The organism is Xanthomonas sacchari, from assembly GCF_040529065.1.
In the GTDB taxonomy this organism is placed as follows: Bacteria; Pseudomonadota; Gammaproteobacteria; order Xanthomonadales; family Xanthomonadaceae; genus Xanthomonas_A; species Xanthomonas_A sacchari.
This window is the reverse complement of the sequence record NZ_CP132343.1, coordinates 866,888-888,986: the sequence shown is the minus strand read 5'-3', so window position 1 is coordinate 888,986 and position 22,099 is coordinate 866,888. Positions and strand designations below refer to the sequence as shown.

Sequence of the window (22,099 nt, the reverse complement as noted above, 5' to 3'; positions counted from 1 at the left end):
GGCCGGCGCGCACGCCGGCGCGCCGAAGCGCAGCGCGCCGGCAGGGGCCAGGATCACGGCGCCGGATCACTCGTACTTGATGTCGGCGTCGTAACTGCTGCCGCCGGGCTGGCCGTCCTTGCCCAGGCTGATCAGGTCGAACGGACGGCCGTCGCCGGGCACCTTGTACTCGATCGGATGACCCCAGGGGTCGTTCAGTTCGGCGGGCTTGGCATACGGGCCGAGCCAGCCGCTGACGCCGCCCGGCGCGGTGACCAGGTCGTCGAGCTTGGACGGCAGCTTGCCGGTATCGAGCTGGTAGTTGTCGACCTTGCCGGCCAGGGTCTGGATCTGCGACTTGGCCAGGTTGGCCTTGCCGCGATCGGCGCCGCCGAGCACGCGGCTGCCGACCAGGGTCAGCACCGCGCCGATCAGCACGATGACGATGATGATTTCCAGCAGGCTCATGCCCGCCTGGCGTGCGGCGGACGGGGAACGGGTGAGGGAGCGGCGGAGAGTGCGCATTGCATCGGATCCTTGCGGTGGAAGACCTATGTAGCCGAACACGGTGACGATGGCAGCCGGCGGCGGCCGGCGGTACAGCGGCGCGTCACGCACGCCGTCACACCTGCCGCCGGAGGATCCGTGCCGCGCGCACGCACGGCCGCGGCCGGCGCGCAAGGCGCCGCTGGCAATGGGACAGGGGCAGCGGCCGAAGGTTCCCGGCCGGGACCGCGCGGCGTCACACTCCGTGGCAGTCGCCTGAGGCCCGGACGGGGCCGGCCGTTCGGCGCCACATGCGCCATGGCGCACCGCGTGGACGCACCAGGCAAGGCCGCTGCCATCCATGGCGTCGCATCGCCGGCGCCGGACAGACCTGCCCGGCCATCCATGGCCGGGCGTTCGGCCATGCGCGAACCTGCGGTTCGCAAGCGCATGGCCTCCTTCGATTCGCTCGTCCGCTGCGCCAGATGATTGCGCAGCCGTCCATGGCGCGGCATCGCGAGCGCCGGAACCACCGGCCCGGCCATCCCTGGCCGGGCGTTCGGCGCCAAATGCGCCATGGCGCACCGCGCGGACGCACCAGACAAAGCCGCTGCCGTCCATGGCGACGCATCGCCGGCGCCGGATAGACCGGCCCGGCCATCCATGGCCGGGCGTTCGGCCATGCGCGAACCTGCGGTTCGCAAGCGCATGGCCTCACCCAATCGCATTGGTCAGGTCGTAGAGGGGGACGAGGACGGAAATGATCACCAGGCCGACCACCGAGGCCAGGACCAGGGTGATCGCCGGCACCATCGCCGCCAGCAGGCGGTCGATGGCCTGGGCGGTTTCCTGTTCGAAGGTGTCGGCGGTCTTCAGCAGCATGATGTCGAGCGCGCCCGACTCCTCGCCGACCTGGATCATCTGCAGTGCCAGGCGCGGGAAGCGTTTGCCCTTGGACAGCGAGGCCGACAGCCCGTGGCCGTTCTTGACGTCGTCGGCGGCGGCGCCGACGTCGGCGGTCAGCGCCAGGTTCGACAGCACGTTGCGGGAGATGCCCAGCGCCGCCAGCAGCGGCACGCCGTTGCGCAGCAGGGTGCCGAGGGTGCGGGTCAGGCGTGCGGTCTCCAGCCGCGCGATCAGCACGCCGACGAAGCGCTGGCGCAGCAGCCAGGCATCGAAGCTGGCGCGGAACGCCGGGTCACGGCGCTTGCGGTCCACCGCCAGGATGGTGACCCCGGGCACCACCAGCAGCACGATCCACCAGTCGCGCACGAACAGGCCCACGCTCAGCACCGCCTGGGTGAACCACGGCAGGGCCACGTCCAGGCTCTCGTACATCTGCGCGAACTGCGGCACCACGTAGCCGAGCAGGAACAGCAACGCGCAGCCGACCACGCTGACCAGGATCGCCGGGTAGATCAGCGCGTTGATCACCCGCCCGCGCAGTTCGCGGCTGCGCTCCAAGTACTCGGCCAGGCGCTGCAGGGTGTCGTGCAGGCTGCCGCCGGCCTCGCCGGCGCGCACCATGTTGATGTACAGGCGCGAGAACAGCCCGTGCTGGCGCTCCAGCGCGGTGGACAGCGGCGCGCCGCCGCGCACCGCGTCGCGGATGTCGCCGACGGTGCGCTTGGAACGCTCGTCCTCGGGCAGTTCGAGCAGGATCGACAGCGCGCGGTCGAGCGGCTGGCCGGCGCCGAGCAGCGTCGCCAGCTGCTGGGTGAACTGCACCAGCGCCGCGCCGTCGAACGGCTTGGGCCGGAACAGCCCGCGTAGCGAGGTGCCGCCGCCCTCGGCCGCGAGCTTGGCCTGCATCGGCATGTGCCCCTGCTCCTGCAGGCGCAGCGCCACTTCCGCCTCGCTGGCGGCTTCCATCTGCCCTTCCAGGATCTCGCCGTGCGAGTCCAGGGCCTTGTAGCGGTACAGGGGCATCAGGGCTGGAGCTGGGACTGGAGAATGGGGAATCGGGAATGGGAGAGCGCATCGCGCGCGGCCGGTGCGTTCCCGAACACGGGCAGCCCGCGCATGGCCAGGCGACACGCCTCCACAGTCAGAGCGCAGGTCGCGCGCATCAGGTTTCCTCCGTCACGCGCAGCACTTCCTCGATCGTGGTCTGGCCGCTGAGCGCCTTGGCCAGGCCGTCCTCGTACATGGTGCGCATGCCGGCCTCGCGCGCCAGTTGCTCGATCTCGCCCATGCCGGCGTGGCGCATCACCGCGCGGCGCAGCACGTCGTTCATCACCAGGAATTCCATGATGGTGGTACGGCCGACATAGCCGGTCGGCGCGATCGCCGAGGGCCGCGGGCGGTACAGGAAGATCTCGCCTTCCGGCTGCAGCCGGCGCAGTTCGAACTTCTCGATCTCCTCCGGCGAGGCCGCATAGCGCTCGGCATGGGTCGGCTCCAGCCGCCGCACCAGGCGCTGGGCGAGGATGCCGTTGATGGTGGAGGTCAGCAGGTAGTCCTCCACGCCCATGTCGAGCAGGCGGGTGATGCCGCCGGCGGCGTTGTTGGTGTGCAGCGTGGACAGCACCAGGTGGCCGGTCAGCGCGGACTGGATGGCGATGCGCGCCGTCTCCAGGTCGCGCATTTCGCCGATCATGATGATGTCTGGGTCCTGGCGCACGATGCTGCGCAGCGCATGCGAGAAATCCAGGCCGATCTGCGGCTTGGCCTGGATCTGGTTGATGCCTTCGATCTGGTATTCGACCGGGTCCTCGACGGTGATGATCTTGACGTCGGCGGTGTTGAGCTGGCTCAGCGCGGTGTACAGCGTGGTGGTCTTGCCCGAGCCGGTAGGGCCGGTGACCAGCAGGATGCCGTGCGGCTGCTCCAGCACCTTGCGGAACTGCGGCAGGAACGCGTCGGTGAAGCCGAGCCGGTGGAAATCGAACACCACGGTCTCGCGGTCGAGCAGGCGCATCACCACGCTCTCGCCGTGCGCGGTGGGCACGGTGCTCACGCGCAGGTCCAGTTCCTTGCCCTGCACCCGCAGCATGATGCGGCCGTCCTGCGGCAGGCGGCGCTCGGCGATGTTGAGCTTGGCCATGATCTTGACGCGGCTGATCACCGCCGCGGTCAGGTTGGCCGGCGGGCTCTCGCCGTCGATCAACACGCCGTCGACGCGGTAGCGCACCTTCAGCCGGCTCTCGAACGGTTCGATGTGGATGTCCGAGGCACGCAGTTCCACCGCGCGCTGGATCACCAGGTTGACCAGGCGGATCACCGGCGCCTCGGAGGCCAGGTCGCGCAGGTGCTCGATGTCGTCGGCGGCCACGCTGTCGCCGTCGGCGGTTTCCACGATCGCGCCCATCGCGCTGCGGCCCTGACCGAACCAGCGCTCGATCAGGTCGTCGATCTCCGAGCGCAGGCCGACCCGCGGCAGCACCTGCAGGCCGGTGGCCAGGCGCACCGCATCGGCAGCGTAGGCGTCGTGCGGATCGGCCATCCACAGCTCCAGCACGCCGTCGCGTTCGCCCAGCGGACACACATGGAATTGCTTGAGGAAACGCAGCGACAGCGGTTGCGCCTCGGGCAGGCTCTCCGGCGCGGTGGCCGGCAACTGCTTGGCGTCGAGCAGCGGCAGGCCCAGGACCTCGGCGCTGAGTTCGGCATGGTCGCGCTCGGAGACCAGGCCAAGGCGCGCCAGCAGCGCCAGCAGGCCGCCGCCGGACTCGCGCTGCAGTTGCCGCGCGCGCGCCAGGTCGCCGTCCTTGAGCCGGCCCTTGGCCAGCAACGCCGCGATGATGCGGGTTTCGGGCGTCTCCACGGCGACGGCAGTGTCCTTCACGAGCGCATTCACGCGATCCCTCCCAGATGACCGTGCGACTTTAGCAGTTCGGCATGACCCGACGCCGAATCCGGCGCGCGCCGGCGTCGCTGTCTACCGGCGGCCAGGACGTCGGCGCAGGCAGGACGCGCCGCCGTCATCGGCCTGACATTCCGGCAGGCGATGGTGGACGGTTGCGCGCCGGCCACTGGAGCCGCGGCTGTGGCCTGTGCGCCTGCTGCAGACGCAGGAAACCCGGCCGGAGCCGGGTTTCCTGGGACACCATGGCGCCTCCCTGCGCCGCGTGCGCTTACTGGCGCGCGACCAGGCTGACGCCGCTGTAGGTGCTCTCGCCGACCAGCTTGATGTAGTAGGTGCCGGCCTGCGGCGCGGTGAAGCGCACCGTCTCGTTGTTGCCCGGACGGGTCGACTTGGCGTCGGCGTTGCCGGTGCCCGGCTCCTTGCCGAAGCTCACGTACATCGACACGTTGCCGCTGCCGCCGTAGGTGAGGAAGCTCAGCACCGCGCCGGCCTTGGCCTCGAAGCTGTACAGCGCCTCGTTGCCGGCGGCACCGGCCAGGCCCGCCACCGCCACCTTGTTGGTCAGCGCGGTCGCCGTCGGCGCGCACTGCTCGGTGGCCGGATCGCACGGCTCTTCCAGCGCCTTGTCCAACGCGGCCTTGGCATCGACGATGCCGGTGCCGATCGGGGTGCTGGACGGGATCGACACTGGGAACGGACGCGCGGTCTGCTTGAGCAGGGTCTCCAGCGCAGCCGGGGTCAGCGGCGCCTTGCCCGCGGCGATCAGCGCGCTCTGCACCAGCGCCGCCACCGCGGCCACGTGCGGCGAGGCCATCGAGGTGCCGCCCATGCCCATGTAGGTGTAGTTGCCGGAGGTCGGCGTGGTCGCGCCGGTGTAGCCGTTCTGCCAGACATAGCCGCCCGGGTTGCCGTCGACGCTGCCGCCGCCGCCCGGACCGGACAGGTCCACCTTGGCGCCGTAGTTGGAGTAGTAGGTGATGCCGCCGGTGATGCGGGTGGCACCGACCGCGATCACGTTGTCGCAGCTGGCCGGGCTGAAGTTGGCGGCGTTGGCGGTGTTGTTGCCGGCGGCCACCACCACCGTGGTGCCGCGCGACACCGCGCCGTTGATCGCGTCCTGGGTGACGCTGTCGCAGGCGCCGCCGCCGCCCAGGCTCATGTTGATGACCTCGGCCGGGTTCTGGTTGGCCGGCACGCCGGACACGGTGCCGCCCGAGGCCCAGATGATGGCGTCGGCGATGTCGGAGGTGTAGCCGCCGCACTTGCCGAGCACGCGCACCGGCAGCACGGTGGCGTTGGGCGCCACGCCGGCCATGCCGACGCCGTTGTTGGTCGCCTCGGCGACGGTGCCGGCGACGTGGCTGCCGTGCCAGGAACTGTCATCGGCAACGGAGCCGGCGTAGCACTCGTTGTCGTTCTCGACCCAGTCGCCGTAGTCCAGCGCGCCCGGCACGCGGTCGTCGGTCGCACGCCGCGAGACTTCCTTGTCGGAGATGAAGTCATAGCCCTGCAGCAGGTTCACCGCCACGTCCGGGTGGTTCGGCAGGATGCCGGTGTCGAGCACCGCCACCACCACACCGTCGCCCTTGGACACGTCCCACGCGGCCGGCGCGTTGATGCCGCCGTTGGCGTTGCTGTAGTGCCACTGGTACTGCGCGTACAGCGGGTCATTGGGCACGAACTGCGGCTGCACCTGCGCCTTGGCCCGCAGCACCTCGACCGGGCGCAGCTTGGCGTCGACCTGCGCGTACTTCACCGTCGGGTCGGCGGCGATCTCGGCCACCACCTTGTCCAGGTCCGCCTTGCTCAGCTTGCCGGTCAGGCGGATCAGGTCCGCGCCGATGCCCAGGGTGCGCACGTATTCGGCGCGCACGCTGGCCGCGGCCGCGCGCGAGATGCCGTTGCCGCCGCCGAGGCTTGCGCGGCCCACCGCCGACTGCACCGCCGACAGCTTGGCGCTGCGGTCGCTGGCCGCGGCGCTGCCGGCGTTGTAGCGCACCAGGATGCGGTTGGAGGTCACCGCATCGGCCGGCGCGGAGGTGCCCGGTTCCTTGACCGGCAGCGGTGCCGAAGCGCCCGCCGCGATCGCGCTCGAGGCTCCCAGCGACATCGCCAGCATGGCGGCGGCGATGGCATTGATACGAAGGTTTTGCTTGTCGATCACGTTGACGTCCTCTTCAAAGTTTCGTGGATCAGGCGACAGTTGCGGCCGTAAAACTCCCTTTTTCCGAATCCGTTGGCCGGCCCAGCCAAGGTCCTGTGGTCTGCCCCCTCAGGCCATTGCGTGGCGGACGGCGGCACCCGCCGCCGTCCGCGATGGATCACCAGCCGAAACCGGCACCGATGCCGATCGAGCTGTCGTCGCTGCTGAAGGCACCGCCGATGGTCACCGTGGCGCGGTCGCTGAAGGCGCGCTGGTAGCCCACCGACAGTGCCGACTCGCCGTTCTGGAAGCCGATGCCGGCACCGACCCGGTTCTGGGTACGGATGCCGGCGGCGCTGGTGGCCATGTTGAGCATGGCCGCGCTCATCGCGCCCTGGCGGTCGATGCGACGGTCCTGGTCGCGCAACCGCGCATCGACGTCGCCGCGCAGCACCTCGAAGCTGTCGGCCATGGTGCCGAAGCGCGCATCGGTGTACGACTTGGCCGTAGCCACACCGTTGTCGAGCTGGCTCTTGTTGACCGCATCGGTGGCCTGGGTGCCGGCGGCGACGTTGGCGAGCTGGCGCTCGTTGCCGGCGCTGCCGATCGAGACCGTCTGCGCGCGATCGGCTACCGACCCCTGCCCCAGTGCGACCGCGCCCTGCGCGGTGGCGCTGGCGCCCTGGCCGAGGGCGGTGCCCGAGGCCGCGCTGACGCTGGCGCCCTCGCCCATCGCCACCGCGTTGGTCGCCACCGCCGCGATGTGGCTGTTGGCGCCCACCGCGGTGCTGCCGTCGGCATTGACCTTGGCGTTGCTTCCGATCGCGGTGTCGTTGGCGCCATGCGCATAGGCGCTGCCACCGATCGCGGTGCCGGTGACGTCGTTGGCGCGCGCGGCGGTCCCCACCGCCGTGGCGCTGGAGGCCACCGCCGCGCTTTCGCCGACCTGGGCGGTGCCGATGCTGCCGGACACCGACGCAGTCGTGGCCGCGGTCGCAGTCGCCGGCGCCGCCTCGGTGGCCTGCGCGGCCACTGCGCTGGTGCCGACCATGCGCGCGCTGCGTGCCGCGGTGGCGCTGCCACCGGTGCGCGCATCCAGTTCGCTGACCTTGCCGTCCAGCGCCGCCAGCGCCGCGCCGACGTTGTCGTAGCTGGCGCCCTGGATCACGTAGGTCGGCGCCACGAACAGGCCTTGCGCGCCGAGTCCGGCGCCGCCGCCCAGGAACGTGGCCATGTTGCTCAGCGACTGGTACAGCTGGCCGCCGTTGATCGCGTCGGTGCTGCCGGCGGCGACGCTGCCGGCGGTCAGGTTGACGATGCGCCGGGTGGCCGGGCCGCCGCGGCCGTTGCCGCTGCCCAGCGACACGGTGTCGGCCTCGTACACCCGCGAGCCGGCACCGAGCGCGACCGCGTTGTCCGCCGAGACGCCGGCATTGGCGCCGAGCGCGACGCCGTTGCTGCCGCTGTTGCGGACGAAGCTGTTGTAACCCATCGCCACGCCGTTCTCGCCGATCGCGTTGGTCTGCAGGCCAATCGCGGTGCTGCGCGCACCGGTCGCCGAGCTGCCGGCACCGTTGGCGGTGGCACCGGCGCCAGCAGCGACGCTGCCCACGCCCAGCGCGGAACTGCGCAGGCCGCTGGCGGTGGCGCCGGCACCGGCCGCGGTGCTATCCACGCCGCTGGCGCTGGCCACCGCGGTGCCGGAACTCTGGAAGCGCGCACTGGTATCGCCGGCCGCGGTAGCCACCGCGTCCAGCTGCGCCTTGTTCACCGCGTCGGTGGCGTTGACCGCCGCGCCGACGTTGGTGATGCGGCGCGTGGCCGGCGCAGTGACGCCGTTGCCGCCACCCACCGACACCACGTTGGCTTCGCTGGTGCGCGCGCCCGAGCCCAGGGCGACGCTGCCGGCGCCGCTGGCCGAGGCGTTGATGCCCAGCGCCGTGGCATTGCTGCCGCCATAGGCGAAGGCGTTCTGGCCGATCGCGGTGCCGCCCTGCGCGGTGGCCCAGGCGAACTGGCCGACCGAGGTGGTCTGCGCCGCGGTGGCCCAGGCCGAGGCGCCGAGCGCGGTCGCATCCTCGCCGGTGGCACGGGCGCTGTAGCCCAGCGCCGCGGCATAGGCGCCGGAGGCGGTGCTGCCCCAGCCCAGCGCCGAGGCGTAGTTGCCCGCCGCCGCCGCACCGTAACCGAACGCACTGGTGCGGGTGCCGCTGGCGGCGCTGAAGGCACCGACCGCGGTGCTGTAGTCGCTGGCGGCCGTCGCCTTGTAGCCGTCGGCCGTGGCCTGCAGACCGCTGGCGATGGCGCCGGCGCCACTGGCACTGCTGAACGTGCCGCTGGCCTGCGCGCCCGCGCCCAGCGCGGTGGCGCCGGCGGCGCTGGCGGTGGTGGTGCCGTCGAGCAGCACGTTGCCGGACGCGTCGGTGTAGTACAGCGAGCCGCCGATCGCGGTGCTGGACTCGCCGGTGGCGGTGGCGTTGTAGCCGGACGCGGTGGCGTAGCGGGCGCCGGCCAGCGCGCCGCTGCCGAACGCCGAGGCGCCGGTGCCGTAGGCGTTGCTGGCCTCGCCGGCGGCGGTGGCGTAGGTGCCTTCCACGTAGCTGCCGACATCGTCGGCCGGGTCGCTGCCGCCGCTGGCCTTGAACTGCTTGCCGGTGGCATCGGCGGACTGCTTCACCTCGTTCAGTTGCGCGACGTTGACCGCATCGGTGGCCTCGGTGCCGGCGGCGACGCTGGTGATCTGCCGCTCCTTGCCGGCGCTGCCCACCGAGACGGTGTTGTCGCGCGCCGCCTCGGAGTTCGCACCCAGGGCCACGCTGTTGACGCCGGATGCATAGGCGCCGTAGCCGAACGCACTGGCGCTGTCGGCGCTGGCGTAGCTGAGGCTGCCGAGCGCGCTGCTGAAGTCGGCGGTGGCACCGGCGCCGGCACCGAACGCGGCGCTGTTGGCGCCCGAGGCCTCGGCCGGGATCAGGCCGAAGAACGAAGTACCGCCGACCGCCACGCTCTCCTCGCCGGAGGCCACGCTGTACTCGCCCACCGCCACGCTGCTGCTGCCGGAGGCGGTAGAGGACACGCCGACCGCGGTGCCGTAGCTGCCCGAGGCGAGTGCGCCATAGCCCAGCGCCGAGGACAGATAGCCCGTGGCCTCGCTGTAGCCGCCCAGGGCGGTGGCGCCGATGCCCGAGGCGGCGCTGCGGAAGCCGGTGGCCGTGGCCTGGTTGTCCGAGGCCACCGCCTCGTTGCCGGTCGCAGTGGCATAGGTGCCGCTGGCCTGCGCGCCGGCACCGCTGGCGGTGGCGCCGATCTCGCTGGCCTGGGCGTTGCTGCCGATGGCGATGCTGTTCTCGCCCGACGCCTGGCTGGCGTTGCCCAGCGCGACCGCATCGACACCGCTGGAGACGGCGTTGAAGCCGATCGCGGTCGCGCCCGCGGCCACGGCATTGGCGCCGCCACCGAGCGCAGTGGCGCCGTCGGCGGTGGCGTTGGCGGCCTCGCCGGCGGCCAGCGCATTGTCGCCGTCGACCAGGGCGCCGGCATCGCTGTCGGCGCTGCCGCTGGCCTGGAAGTACTTGCTGGTCGCTGCCGCGGCCTGCTTCACCGCATCCAGCTGGGCGACGTTGACCGCATCGGTGGCCTCGGTGCCGGCGGCGACGTTGGTGATCTGCCGCTCCTGCCCGGCACTGCCCACCGACACGCTGTAGGCGCGGTCGGCGACCGCCCCGGCGCCCAGCGCCACCGCATTGGACGCCGTCGCCTCGCTGCCTGCGCCGATGCTGATCGCGCTTTCCGCATCGGCCACGGTGTTGGTGCCGATGGCGATGGTGTTGACCTGGTTGCCCAGCGCCTGGAAGCCCAGCGCCACGCTGTAGTTGCCGTAGCCGAACGCGCCGCGGCCGACCGCGGTGGCGCTCAGGCCCGGCGCCCAGCTGTTGAAGCCGATCGAGGTGGCGCCGCTGCCACTGGCCCACGCCCCGGTGCCGAACGCCGAGGCGTTGGCGCCGGTGGCCCAGGCCGAGGTGCCGAACGCCGAGGCGCCGTCCGCGGTGGCCCAGGCGTAGGCACCGACCGCACTGGCGTCCTCGCCGCTGGCCCAGGCGTTGTCGCCCTGCGCCAGGCTGTAGTTGCCGGTCGCACGCGCCTTGTAGCCGCCGGCGGTGCTGTGATCGCCGGTGGCCTGCGCACCGTAGCCGGTGGCGGTGGCGGCGCTGCCGGTGGCCTGCGCGCCCGCGCCGAGCGCGGTGGCGTTCTCGCCGGCATTGGCGCCGACCAGCACCGGCTTGCCGTCGGCATCGACGATCGGCTGGTTGTACTGGTCGTAGGCCTGGCCGCGGCCGCCGATGGCCGTGCCGCCGGTGCCGCCGGCCGTGCTGCCGTTGCCCAGCGCGACCGCGTCATCGCCCATCGCCGCCGCGCCGCTGCCGAACGCCGCCGCGCCGCTGCCGTAGGCATTGGCCGCATCGCCGGCGGCCAGCGCGCCGGCGCCGTCGGCATAGGCGCCGACCGTGCCGTCGCCGCCATGCGCAAAGAACTTGGAGGTGCCTTCGGCAGTGGCGCGCACCGCATCCAGTTGCGCGAGGTTGACCGCATCGGTGGACTGCGTGCCCGCAGCGACATTGACGATCTGCCGCTCGCTGCCGGCATCGCCGACCGAGACCGTGTTGGCCCGACGCGCCACCGCGTTCGCACCCAGCGCCACGCTGTCGGCGGCCAGCGCGGTGCTGTAGAAGCCCACCGCGGTGCTGTTGACGCCGCTGGCCCAGGACTGCGCGCCCAGCGCGCTGGCGTAGTCGCCCGGGGCGTAGGCGAAGTAGCCCAGCGCGGTGCTCTGCAGGCCAGAGGCCTCGGTCATGCTGCCGTTGGCGGTGGAGTCGTCGCCCGAGGCGATCGCGCCGGCGCCGAACGCGGCCGCGTTGGCGCCGCTGGCCTGGGTCTGCACGAACAGGCCCAGGCCCGGGATCAGGTCGGCCGGACCGCCGACCGCCACGCTGCTAGTGCCGGTGGCCGCGCTCTGCGTGCCGACCGCCGTGGCGTAGTCGCCGGTGGCATTGGCCACCGCACCGAAGGCCGATGCCTGCGCGCCGCCGGCGTAGGCGCCCACGCCCACCGCCGAGGCGGCGAAACCGCTGGCATCGGCGCTGGCGCCCAGCGCGGTACCGCCGACCCCGGCGCTGGTGGCGCCGGTGTCCACCGCCACCCCGCTCTTGGTGATCAGCGGATCGCCGTTGGCGTCCACCGCCACCCCGCCGACCGCCACCGCCGCCGGCCCGGTAGCCTGCGCGTTGGTGCCGAAGGCGGCGCTGTTCTGCCCGGCCGCGACCGCGCCGCTGCCCACCGCGGTCGCCCCGCTGTTGAGCGCATCGGCGCCGGCGCCGAGGGCGGTGCTGCCGTTGCCGATGGCATTGGCGGCCTCGCCGGCGGCGAGCGCGTCGTCGCCTTCGACGTAGGCGCCGGCATCGCTGTTGCCGGCGCTGGCCTGCAGGTACTTGCCGGCCTCCTGCAGCTGCGCCACGTTGACCGCGTCGGTGGCTTCGGTGCCGGCGGCGACGCTGGTGATCTGCCGGGTCAGGCCGTTGCCCACGTCGCCGACCGAGACGCTGTTGTCGCGGTTCGCGTAGGAATAGGCGCCAAGCGCGACCGCGCTGGACGCCGAGCGATCCTGCGCATCCGCGACCCAACTGCTGACCCGCGCGCCGTAGCCGATCGCGGTCGCGTCGGCGCCGTTGGCCGCGCTGTTGGCACCGAGCGCGGTGCTGCTGTCGTGGAACGTGGAGGTCACCGCGTCTGCACCGAGCGCCACGCTGTTGGCGTTCCACGCGGTGGCCGCCTGGCCGATCGCCACCCCGCCCTCGCCCGCGGACAGCGCATGGGCGCCGAGCGAGACGGTGTGCGGCGCGAACGAACCGGCGCTGTGGCCGATCGCCACCGAATCGGCGGTGCCGTTCTCCAGGTTCGGGAACACATTGGCGTTGTAGCCCATCGCAATCGCGTAATCGCCCTGGCTCTCCGCGCCTGCCCCCAGCGCCACGCTGCCGACGCCGGTGGCCGCGGTGATGCCGACGCTGTTGCCGGCACTCGCCGCGGCGGTGCTGACCCCGCCGATCGCCACGCTGTCGGTCCCGCTGGCCAGCGAGTTCATGCCCATCGCCACGGTGCTGGTCGCGGTCGCCCGCGCGCCGATGCCGGCCGCGGTGGCGTAATCGCCGGCCGCGCGCGAGCCGTAGCCCACCGCCGTGCCCAAGTCGCCAGCCACTTCGGACAGGCCGCCGACCGCGGTGGCACCGTCCTTGAAGGTCTGCGCGTGGTAGCCCAGCGCGGTGCTCTGCACGCCGCTGGCCGAGGTGCCGGTGCCGACCGCGGTGGACAGCGGATCCAGCGCCTGCGCGCCGCCGCCGACCGCGGTCGCGGCCACGCCGAGCGCCTGGGTGGTCTGTTCGCGGCTGCCGACGATGAAGCCGTTCTCGTCGTACTCGTACACCGTCGCGGTGCTGCCGATCGCCGTGGCGGAGGTGCCGACCGCGGTGGCATCGGTACCGACCGCGCTGGCGTGGTCGCCGCTGGCGACCGCGCCACTGCCCAGCGCCGCGGCGCCGAGGCCGGCGGCGGTGCTGGTGGAACCGACGGCGGTGGTGTAGTCGCCATCGGCCAGCGCGTCGGCGCCGGCGGCGGTGGCCTGCTGGCCCTGCGCCAGCGCAGTGCCGTCGCCGCTGCCGGCGAACAGCCGCGCGGTGCCGTCGGCCACCTGCTTGACCGCGTCGAGCTGGTCCAGGTTCACCGCATCGGTGCCCTCGGTGCCGGCGGCGACGTTGGCGATCTGCCGCTCCTTGCCGGCGCTGCCGACCGAGACGGTGTCGGCGCGATCGGCCACCGATCCCTGGCCGAGCGCGACGCTGCCGCTGGCCGCGGCCTTGGCGCCGTAGCCCAGCGCGGTGGAATCGTCGGCCTGCGCCCAGGACGCGGCGCCGAACGCGGCGCTGGACGCGCCGTCGGCCGAACTCAGCCAGCCGACCGAGGTCGAGAAATCCCCATTGGCCCAGGCGCCGGCGCCGAACGCGCTGCCGCCTTCGCCCTGCGCCTCGGTGGTGAACAGGCCGAGCACGCTGCCGCCGACGGCGGTGCTGGACACGCCGCTGGCGAGGCTGGAAAAGCCCACCGCCACGGCGTCGCCGCCGCTGGCGTTGGCGCCGTAGCCGAACGCGGAGGCGAAGTCGCCGCCGGCCTGGCTGAAGCCGCCGGTGGCGGTCGCCGCCAGCCCGGTGGCGGCGGCGGAGAAGCCGGTGGCGGTGCTCTGCGTGCCGTCGGCGCGCGCGGCAGTGCCCAGCGCGGTGGAGAACGCGCCATTGGCCTGCGCACCGGCGCCGAACGCGCTGGCGCCCTGCGCGGCCGCGGTGGTGGTGCCTTCCAGCAGCACATCGCCGTTGTCGTCGACGATCGACAGCGCACCGCCGACCGCGGTCGCCGAGGCGCCGACGGCGGTGGCATTGCTGCCGACCGCAGTGGCGTTGCCGCCCAGCGTGGTGGCGCCGCTGCCGAGCGCGCTGGCGCCGTTGCCGATGGCGTTGGCGCCTTCGCCGGCGGCCACCGCATTGGCACCCTCGACATAGGCGCCGGCATCGCTGGCGTCGCTGCCGCTGGACTGGAAGTACTTGGCGGTGGTGTCGGCGGTCTGCCTGACCGCGTCCAGCTGCGCCACGTTGACCGCATCGGTGGCCTCGGTGCCGGCAGCCACGTTGGTGATCTGGCGTTCGCCGCCGGCCTTGCCGACCGACACGCTGTCGTCGCGGTCGGCCACCGCGTCGGCGCCCAGCGCCACGCTGTTGCGGCCCTGCGCCACCGCGCTATTGCCCAGCGCGGTGCTGTTGAAGCCGCTGGCGCTGGAGAAACCGCCGACCGCAGTGGCGTACTCGCCCGTCGCATCGGCGGCCACGCCGACCGCGGCGCTGGCGGCGCCGGAGGCGATGCTCTCGGCGCCGAGCGCGGTCGCGCCATCGCCGCTGGCGGTGCTGTAGTAGCCGAGCGCGCTGGCTTCCACGCCGCTGGCGTCGCTGAGGGTGCCGCTGGCCACACTGCCGTCGCCGCTGGCGTTGCTGGCCGCGCCGGTCGCGGTGCTCTGCGCGCCGCTGGCGTTGCTCTCGGCACCGACCGCGGTGGCGTAGTCGCCGCTGGCGTTGGCGTTGTCGCCGATCTGCACGGCCTGCGCCTGGGCGTTGCCGGGAAGGGCGCCGGCGCCCAGCGCCAGGGCGATCGCGCCGGCCAGGGCCAGGCCGTGTGCGCGTGCGGCACGGCGATCGCGGACGACCGCGCCGCGGGCATCGCCGCTGGCCAGTTCCGACGCCACCACCCACATCCCCAACGCGTTGTTCCAGACCTTGCGATAAATCCGATTCATCGACGACTGCTCCTCAATTCGGCTGGTTTTTGGTCAAAAAGCCACCCTCGCCCGGCGTTCCGGCCGGCCGACCCCCTGTCGGTTTTTTAGGTGCCGCACGTCCCAACCGGGACGCGAGAGGCTCACGCCTGTCGCTGCTCGGGCCTGTAGATGAACCGAGGTGGAATGCGGAACTGACTGGAGTGTTAACCCGGCATTTCGGATACGTCAAGTTTTTGACTTACCGCGACACACGTCGTGACACAGACCGCGAATTCAGGGTTATTCCGTTAATTTTTCGATAAATATCAATGAAAACAACCCCATCGCGCCAACTTTTCGGCACGGACCTTGCCAGCCTTGACACACGGCGGTTAGAGCGATTTCGTTTCTCGTCAAGGACTTGACGCAAACGTGTGGTAAGTGCGCGAGGAGCTGCACAGTCGAGGTGCGCGATCGCGCCAGACGGACGCGAATGGCGCCGATTGCGCGAAACAGGCGCCCGTGGTCACGCGGCGGCGCGACCCGGGGGGCGGACGGCGGAATGGATGCGGCCGCAGTGCGACCATGCAGCCCGGAGCGCCGGGCGGGCGCACGCCACCGGCTTGTTCACCGTGACGGTGGCGCAGGCACACGCACGCGACCGCCCTGACGGCAGCGCGCGCGGGACAAAACCCTGCAGTTTTCGTAGGAGCGGCTTCAGCCGCGACCGCGCACGGTCAGATCATCCCGACTCCGGGATCTGCAGAGAGATCCCATTCGATACACGGGAAACATCGACGGTATCGGCCTGTCGGACTGCCGACTCAGCCGACCCGGACACAGGCCTGCGTCGGGACTGAAGTCCCTCCCACATGGGACACAGCGACGCGCGGTCCAGCGCGTCAGCACACCATCGGGCTGGGCAACGCAACGCCGTCGCGCAGGCGCGTCGCCATCGCGGCGAGCGCGCCAGGGCAACGCCGGGTTCAGCCCACCCACACCCGTGCGTTGCGGAACATGCGCAGCCACGGCGCGTCGTCCGGCCACTCCGCCGGATGCCAGCTGAGGTTGAGCGAGCGCAGGGTGCGTTCCGGATGCGGCATCAGGATCGTCACCCGGCCGTCGTCGCTGGTCAGGCCGGTGATGCCATCGGGCGAGCCGTTCGGGTTCAGCGGGTACTGCGTGGCGACGGCGCCATGGCCGTCGACGAAGCGCAGCGCCACCCGCGCGGCGGCCTGGTCCACGGCAGTGTCGAACTCGGCGCGGCCTTCGCCGTGCGCCACCGCCACCGGGATCCGCGAGCCGGCCATGCCGCGCAGGAAGATCGACGGCGACTCCACCACCTCCAGCAGGCTGGTGCGCGCCTCGAACTGCTCGCTGCGGTTGCGCAGGAAGCGCGGCCAGTGCTCGGCACCAGGAATGATGTCCTTGAGCTGGCTGAGCATCTGGCAGCCGTTGCACACGCCCAGGGCGAAGGTATCCGGACGCGCGAAGAACGCGGCGAAGGCATCGCGCAGCGCCGGCCGCTCCAGGATCGAGGTCGCCCAGCCGCGGCCGGCACCGAGCACGTCGCCGTAGCTGAAGCCGCCGCAGGCGGCCAGGCCCACGAAGTCGGCCAGGTCGACGCGGCCGGCGATGAGGTCGCTCATGTGCACGTCGAAGGCGCGGAACCCGGCGCGCTCGAACGCGTTGGCCATCTCGATCTGGCCGTTGACGCCCTGCTCGCGCAGGATCGCCACCTTCGGCCGCTGGCCGCTGGTGACGAACGGCGCGGCGATGTCCTCGGCCGGGTCGAAGGCCAGCTTCGGCTTCAGCCCGGGCGCGGCGAAATCGCGCGCCAGCGCGCGCTCCTCGGCGGCGCTGTCGGGGTTATCGCGCAGCGTCTGCATGGCGTGGGTCACCGACCACCAGGCATCGAACAGCTCGTCCCAACGCCATTCGGCCAGGGTCTTGCCGCCCAGGGCCACGCGCACCGCCGCGGCGGTGCTGGGGCGGGCGATGCGCTGCGCGCACTCGGTCAGCGCATGGCGCTCGACCAGGTCGGCGAACGCGGCGCGGTCTTCCTTGGCGACCTGCACCACCGCGCCCAGTTCCTCGTTGAACAGGCTGCGGAACGGATCGTCGCCCCAGGCATCGAGGGTGATGTCCAGGCCCTGCCGCGAGGCGAACGCCATCTCGCACAGCGCGGCGAACGCGCCGCCATCGCTGCGATCGTGATACGCCAGCAGCATGCCGGCCTCGCGCGCATCGCGGATCAGCTCGAAGAACGCGCGCAGCCGCTGCGGATCGTCCAAATCCGGCACCGCGCCGCCGAACGCCGGCAGCGCACCGTCGCCATGCACCTGTGCCAGCACCGAACCGCCCAGGCGCTGCTTGCCGCCGCCCAGCCCGATCAGCCACAACTCGCTCTCGGCCTCACGCGCCAGCAACGGCGTCAACTGCGCCCGCGCATCGGCGACGGGCGCGAAGGCGGAGACGATGAGGGAGACGGGCGAGACGCTTCTGTGCGTGGCGCTCGCGCCGGGAGTGGGGAGTGGGGATTCGGGATTCGCAGAAGCGCTCTCCCCAATCCCCAATCCCGAATCCCGAATCCCGGCCACACCCCATTGCGCCTGCATCGACAGCGAGTCCTTGCCCACCGGGATGCTCAGGTCCAGTTGCGGGCACAGCTCCATGCCCACCGCCTTGACCGCGGCGTACAGGCGCGCGTCCTCGCCGTCGTGGTTGGCCGCGGCCATCCAGTTCGCCGACAGCTTGACCTGGTCCAGCGCCTGCACCGGCGCCGCGCATAGGTTGGTGATGGCTTCGCCCACCGCCATGCGCGCGGCCGCGGCGGCGTCGAGCAGGGCCAGCGGGGTGCGCTCGCCGATCGCCATCGCTTCGCCGGCGTGGGTGTCGAAGCCGGCCAGGGTGATCGCGCAATCGGCCAGCGGCAGCTGCCAGGGACCGATCATCTGCTCGCGCGCGGTCAGGCCGCCGACGCTGCGATCGCCGATGGTGACCAGGAAACTCTTCGCCGCCACCGTCGGATGGGCCAGCACGCGCAGCCCGGCCTCGCGCAGGTCCAGCGCATCGGTGTCCAGCTCCGGCCAGCGCGGCGCCGGCGGCTGCCGGGTGTCGCGATGCATCTTCGGCGGCTTGCCGAAGAGGACGTCCATGGGCAGATCGATGGGGTGCGGGGATTCGGGATTCGGGATTGGGGATTCGTGAGACGCGAGGGAGCCGGCCGACGTTGCGCCGTTGCCAATCCCCAATCCCGACTCCCCAATCCCGGTGCGCAGCACCCCGTAGCCCACGACGAGCCGTTCCTCGGCGGTCGCCACACCCACAGCGGCAAACGGGCAGCGCTCGCGCTCGCAGATCGCGGCGAATTCGGCCAGGCGCGCCTGCGGCACGCCAAGCACGTAGCGCTCCTGCGACTCGTTGCACCACAGCTGCATCGGCGACAGCGAGGGGTCGTCGCTGGGCACGCGGTCCAGGTCGATGAGGCCGCCTACGCTGGAATCGTGCAGCAGTTCGGGAATGGCGTTGGACAGGCCGCCAGCGCCGACGTCGTGGAACCAGCGGATCGGGTTGTCCGTGCCCAGCGCCACGCAGCGGTCGATGACCTCCTGCACGCGCCGCTCCATCTCCGGGTTGTCGCGCTGCACGCTGGCGAAATCCAGGTCCTCGGCGCTGTCGCCGGAGGCCACCGAACTGGCCGCGCCGCCGCCCAGGCCGATCAGCATCGCCGGGCCGCCGAGCACGATCACCGCATCGCCGGGCTGCAGCGGGATCTTCTCCACCTGCACGCGGTCGATCGCGCCCAGGCCGCCGGCCAGCATGATCGGCTTGTCGTAGGCGCGGGTCAGGTCCTGCGTCTCCGGCAGCTCGAAGCTGCGGAAATAGCCGAGCAGGTTGGGCCGGCCGAATTCGTTGTTGAACGCGGCGCCGCCGAGCGGGCCGTCCAGCATGATTTCCAGCGCCGGCGCCATGCGCGGGTTGAGCGGACGCGCGCCCTCCCACGGCTGCGGCAGGCTGGGGATGCGCAGGTGCGAGACGCTGAAGCCGGTCAGGCCGGCCTTGGGCTTGCCGCCGCGGCCGGTGGCGCCCTCGTCGCGAATCTCGCCGCCGGCGCCGGTGGACGCGCCCGGGAACGGCGCGATCGCGGTCGGGTGGTTGTGGGTCTCGACCTTGATGCAGAACGCCGACGGCGTCACCGCCTCGCTGCGGTACTCGCCGCTGGCCGGATCCGGGCGATAGCGCGCGGCCGGATGGCCTTCCACCACCGCCGCGTTGTCGCTGTACGCGCTGAGCGTGTGCTGCGGGGTCTGCTGGTGGGTGTGCTTGATCATCCGGAACAGCGAGCGGTCCTGCTCCTTGCCGTCGATGGTCCAGCTGGCGTTGAAGATCTTGTGCCGGCAGTGCTCGGAATTGGCCTGCGCGAACATCATCAGTTCCACGTCGGCCGGATCGCGGCCGAGTTCGCCGAAGCGCTGGCGCAGGTAGTCGATCTCGTCCTGGGCCAGGGCCAGGCCCAGGCGCGCATTGGCCGCTTCCAACTGGTCCAGCGGGATACGCTCGACCTCGCCGCGCGCCGGCGCCTGGAACAGCGCCTGCGCCTGCGCGGCATCGTCCAGCAGCGACTGCGTCATCGGATCGTGCAGCAGCTTGGCCAGCGCGGCCTGGTCGGCCGGCGTCTCGGGCCAGCCGGCCAGGTCCAGGCGGGTGCCGCGTTCGACCCGGCGGATCGCCAGCCCGGCGCCGCGGACCAGTTCGGTGGCCTTGCTCGACCACGGCGAGCGCGTGCCCAGCCGCGGCACCACGTAGCGCGAGCAGGTGTCCGCGTCGGCCGGCGCCGGCGCGTCCTGCGCCTGCAGGATGCGCCGCGCCGCGACCAGGTCGAGCGACGCGGCGTTGTCGCCGTCGATGAAGTAGACGTGCCAGGCACCGGCGATGCGCACGCCGGGAACGAGGGACTGCAGGCGGGTTTCGAGCCGAGCGCGACGGAACGGCGAAAGGGCGGAAGCGCCCTCGAGGACGATCATGTCCGGGGAACCGTGTGAGGAAACGGGCTGGCTATTGTAGCGGAGAGCTGGGAATGGGGATTCGGGAATGGGGAATCGGCACAGCCGGCCGCCGAGCGGGGTCGGCGCACGCGGACGCGCTAGCGGTGGTTGGGCGCCAGCGGACGCGGCGCTCCAGCGGCAAAACGCGGGGCGGCAACAGCGGTGGCGCAGAGGCCGCACCGCCGACCAAGGGGGAGAGAGGGGCGTTCAGCGGTCCTGGCCGCGGGAACGAGCGCAGTCGCGCCCATTCCCGATGCCCGTTTCCCCATTCCCGGCCGCTCAGCGGCTTCCGCCAGCCTTGGTCGCTTCCGCCGCGCGCTTGTCTAGCGCTTCGCGCATCTTGGCCGGGGGCAGGTAGCCGCCGATCTGGGTGCCGTCCGGGGCGAAGATCGCCGGGGTGCCGTTGACGCCCAGGCGCTGGCCCAGGTTGTACTGCATGGTCACCGGGTTCTTGCAGTTGGCCGCGCTCGGCACCTTGCCGTTGGCCTTGGCGTCGGTCAGCGCCTTCTTCTTGTCGGCCGCGCACCACACCGCGACCATGTCCTTGTAGTCCTGGCTGCCCAGGCCCATGCGCGGGTACGCCAGGTACTCCACGGCGATGCCCTGCTTGTTGAGCTCGCCGATCTCGCTGTGCAGCTTGCGGCAGTAGCCGCATTCGATGTCGGTGAACACGCTGATGGTGTACTTGGGATTGGCCGGGGCGAACACGATGCGGTCGGCACGCGGCGCCGATTCCAGCAGCTTGCGGCGGTAGCTCAGCAGGCCCTCGCTGGAGGCGAACTGCTTTTCCTGGATGTCGAACGGCTGCGCCTGGAACAGGTAGCGGCCGTCGTCGGAGACGTACAGCACCTGCCCGCCGACCACCACTTCGCGGAAGCCGGGGAACGGCGCGGCGCCGATGTAGTCGGGCTTGAAGTTGGGATCGAGCTGCAGCAGCGCCGACCGCACGCGCTGCTCGCCCGGCGCGCCGCTGACGGCGGGTGCGGCCTTGGACGACGCGGCGGCGCCGGCCGGCGGCGTGGTGGACTGTGCGCAGGCGGAGAGGGAAGCCGCGCCCAGCAGCGCGCAAAGAGCAAAACGGAGCATTGGCGATCCATGAAGGCTGCGAATGGCCGGATTGTCGCACACCCCCCAGCGCGGTCCATGTAGACAGGCTGAGCGGCGTCGCGCAGCGCGGCCCCCTTCATGAACGCTCCAAATCACCCGCAGGAGCGGCGTCGGCCGCGACGGCATCCCCCGAAAACACCATCGCGGCTGAAGCCGCTCCTGCACGATCGCGCGCAGCCACGCGGCGGATTGCAGGGGCCTTCAACCGCGCGGATGATGCTTGCGGTGCAGGCTCTGCAGGTGTTCGCGCGCGACCAGGGTGTAGATCTGGGTGGTGGACAGCGAACTGTGGCCGAGCAGCATCTGCAGCGCGCGCAGGTCCGCGCCGCGGTTGAGCAGATGCGTGGCGAAGCTGTGGCGCAGGCCGTGCGGGCTGATCCGCGCCGGGTCGATCCCGGCCACCGCCGCATAGCGCTTCACCAACACCCAGAACTGCTGGCGGGTCAGCGGGCGGCGCGCGGCGTCGATGAACAGCGGCACCACGCCATCGCTGGCCGGCACCGCCTGCCCAGCCGCCAGGGCCGGCCGCGCGCTGTCCAGGTAGCGCTGCAGCCAGTGCTGCGATTCCTCGCCCAGCGGCACCAGCCGCTCCTTGCTGCCCTTGCCGGTGACCCGCAACACGCCCTGGCGCAGATTCACCGCGTTGGCCGGCAGGTTCACCAGTTCGCTGACGCGCAGCCCGGCGGCGTACATCAGCTCGAGCATGGCGCGGTCACGCAGGCCGGCCGGCGCGGTCGCGTCCGGCGCCGCCAGCAGCGCATCGATCTGGCTCTCGGCCAGCGCCTTGGGCAGCGAACGCGGCAGCCGAGGCGGCTCCAGCAGCGCAGTCGGATCGTCGCCGCGCTCGCCGCGGCGCACGCGAAGGGCGAAGAACGCGCGCAACGACGACAGCCAGCGCGCATTGCTGCGCGGCGAGTAGCCCAGTTCGGTGCGCCAGGCCAGGTAGTCGAACAGCGCCTGCCGATCGGCCCCGGCCAGGCCACCGCCCGCACCATCGCGCCAGCGCGCGAACCCCTCCAGGTCGCGGCGATAGCTGTCCAGGCTCTGCCGCGCCAATCCCTGCTCGGCCCAAGCCGCATCCAGGAACTGCTGGATCGCCAGCGCATCGGCCTCGCGCAGCGGCGCGAGCCGTTGCGTCTGCTGGCGGCGTTCGGCGGGGGAATGCAGGGAGGGCATTT

Annotated in this window: 8 protein-coding genes; all 8 read right to left on the bottom strand. The window is 72.0% G+C overall.

The window, feature by feature from the left end:
- Window positions 1–66: 66 nt before the first annotated feature.
- The 8 genes from gspG to xerD all read right to left on the bottom strand — a co-directional run bounded on the left by gspG (window position 67) and on the right by xerD (window position 22,097).
- Entirely contained in the window at window positions 67–504 is a 438-nt protein-coding gene (gspG, locus tag RAB71_RS03835; RefSeq protein WP_029562177.1) for a type II secretion system major pseudopilin GspG, read from the bottom strand.
- A 675-nt stretch (window positions 505–1,179) separates the two neighbouring features.
- The gene (locus tag RAB71_RS03830) at window positions 1,180–2,394 is read right to left on the bottom strand and encodes a type II secretion system F family protein (protein WP_010343591.1); all 1,215 of its coding nucleotides are present in this window, start codon (window positions 2,392–2,394) and stop codon (window positions 1,180–1,182) included.
- Window positions 2,395–2,533: 139 nt separating this feature from the next.
- Complete coding sequence (gene gspE / locus RAB71_RS03825) at window positions 2,534–4,264, bottom strand: type II secretion system ATPase GspE (protein ID WP_010343590.1); 1,731 nt, start codon at window positions 4,262–4,264, stop codon at window positions 2,534–2,536.
- 277 nt (window positions 4,265–4,541) lie between these two features.
- On the bottom strand, window positions 4,542–6,437 hold the full coding sequence (locus RAB71_RS03820; protein WP_010343589.1) for a S8 family peptidase: 1,896 nt from the start codon (window positions 6,435–6,437) through the stop codon (window positions 4,542–4,544).
- A gap of 157 nt (window positions 6,438–6,594) precedes the next feature.
- Entirely contained in the window at window positions 6,595–14,805 is an 8,211-nt protein-coding gene (locus RAB71_RS03815) for an ESPR-type extended signal peptide-containing protein (protein ID WP_104609551.1), read from the bottom strand.
- A 947-nt stretch (window positions 14,806–15,752) separates the two neighbouring features.
- A complete protein-coding gene (purL, locus tag RAB71_RS03810; RefSeq protein ID WP_010343586.1) occupies window positions 15,753–19,793 on the bottom strand; it encodes a phosphoribosylformylglycinamidine synthase in 4,041 nt (1,346 codons plus the stop codon).
- Between the two features lie 300 nt (window positions 19,794–20,093).
- Window positions 20,094–20,900, bottom strand: coding sequence for a DsbC family protein (locus tag RAB71_RS03805; RefSeq protein ID WP_010343585.1), 807 nt, complete (start codon window positions 20,898–20,900; stop codon window positions 20,094–20,096).
- Window positions 20,901–21,122: 222 nt separating this feature from the next.
- A complete protein-coding gene (xerD, locus tag RAB71_RS03800; protein ID WP_041500492.1) occupies window positions 21,123–22,097 on the bottom strand; it encodes a site-specific tyrosine recombinase XerD in 975 nt (324 codons plus the stop codon).
- Window positions 22,098–22,099: the final 2 nt, after the last annotated feature.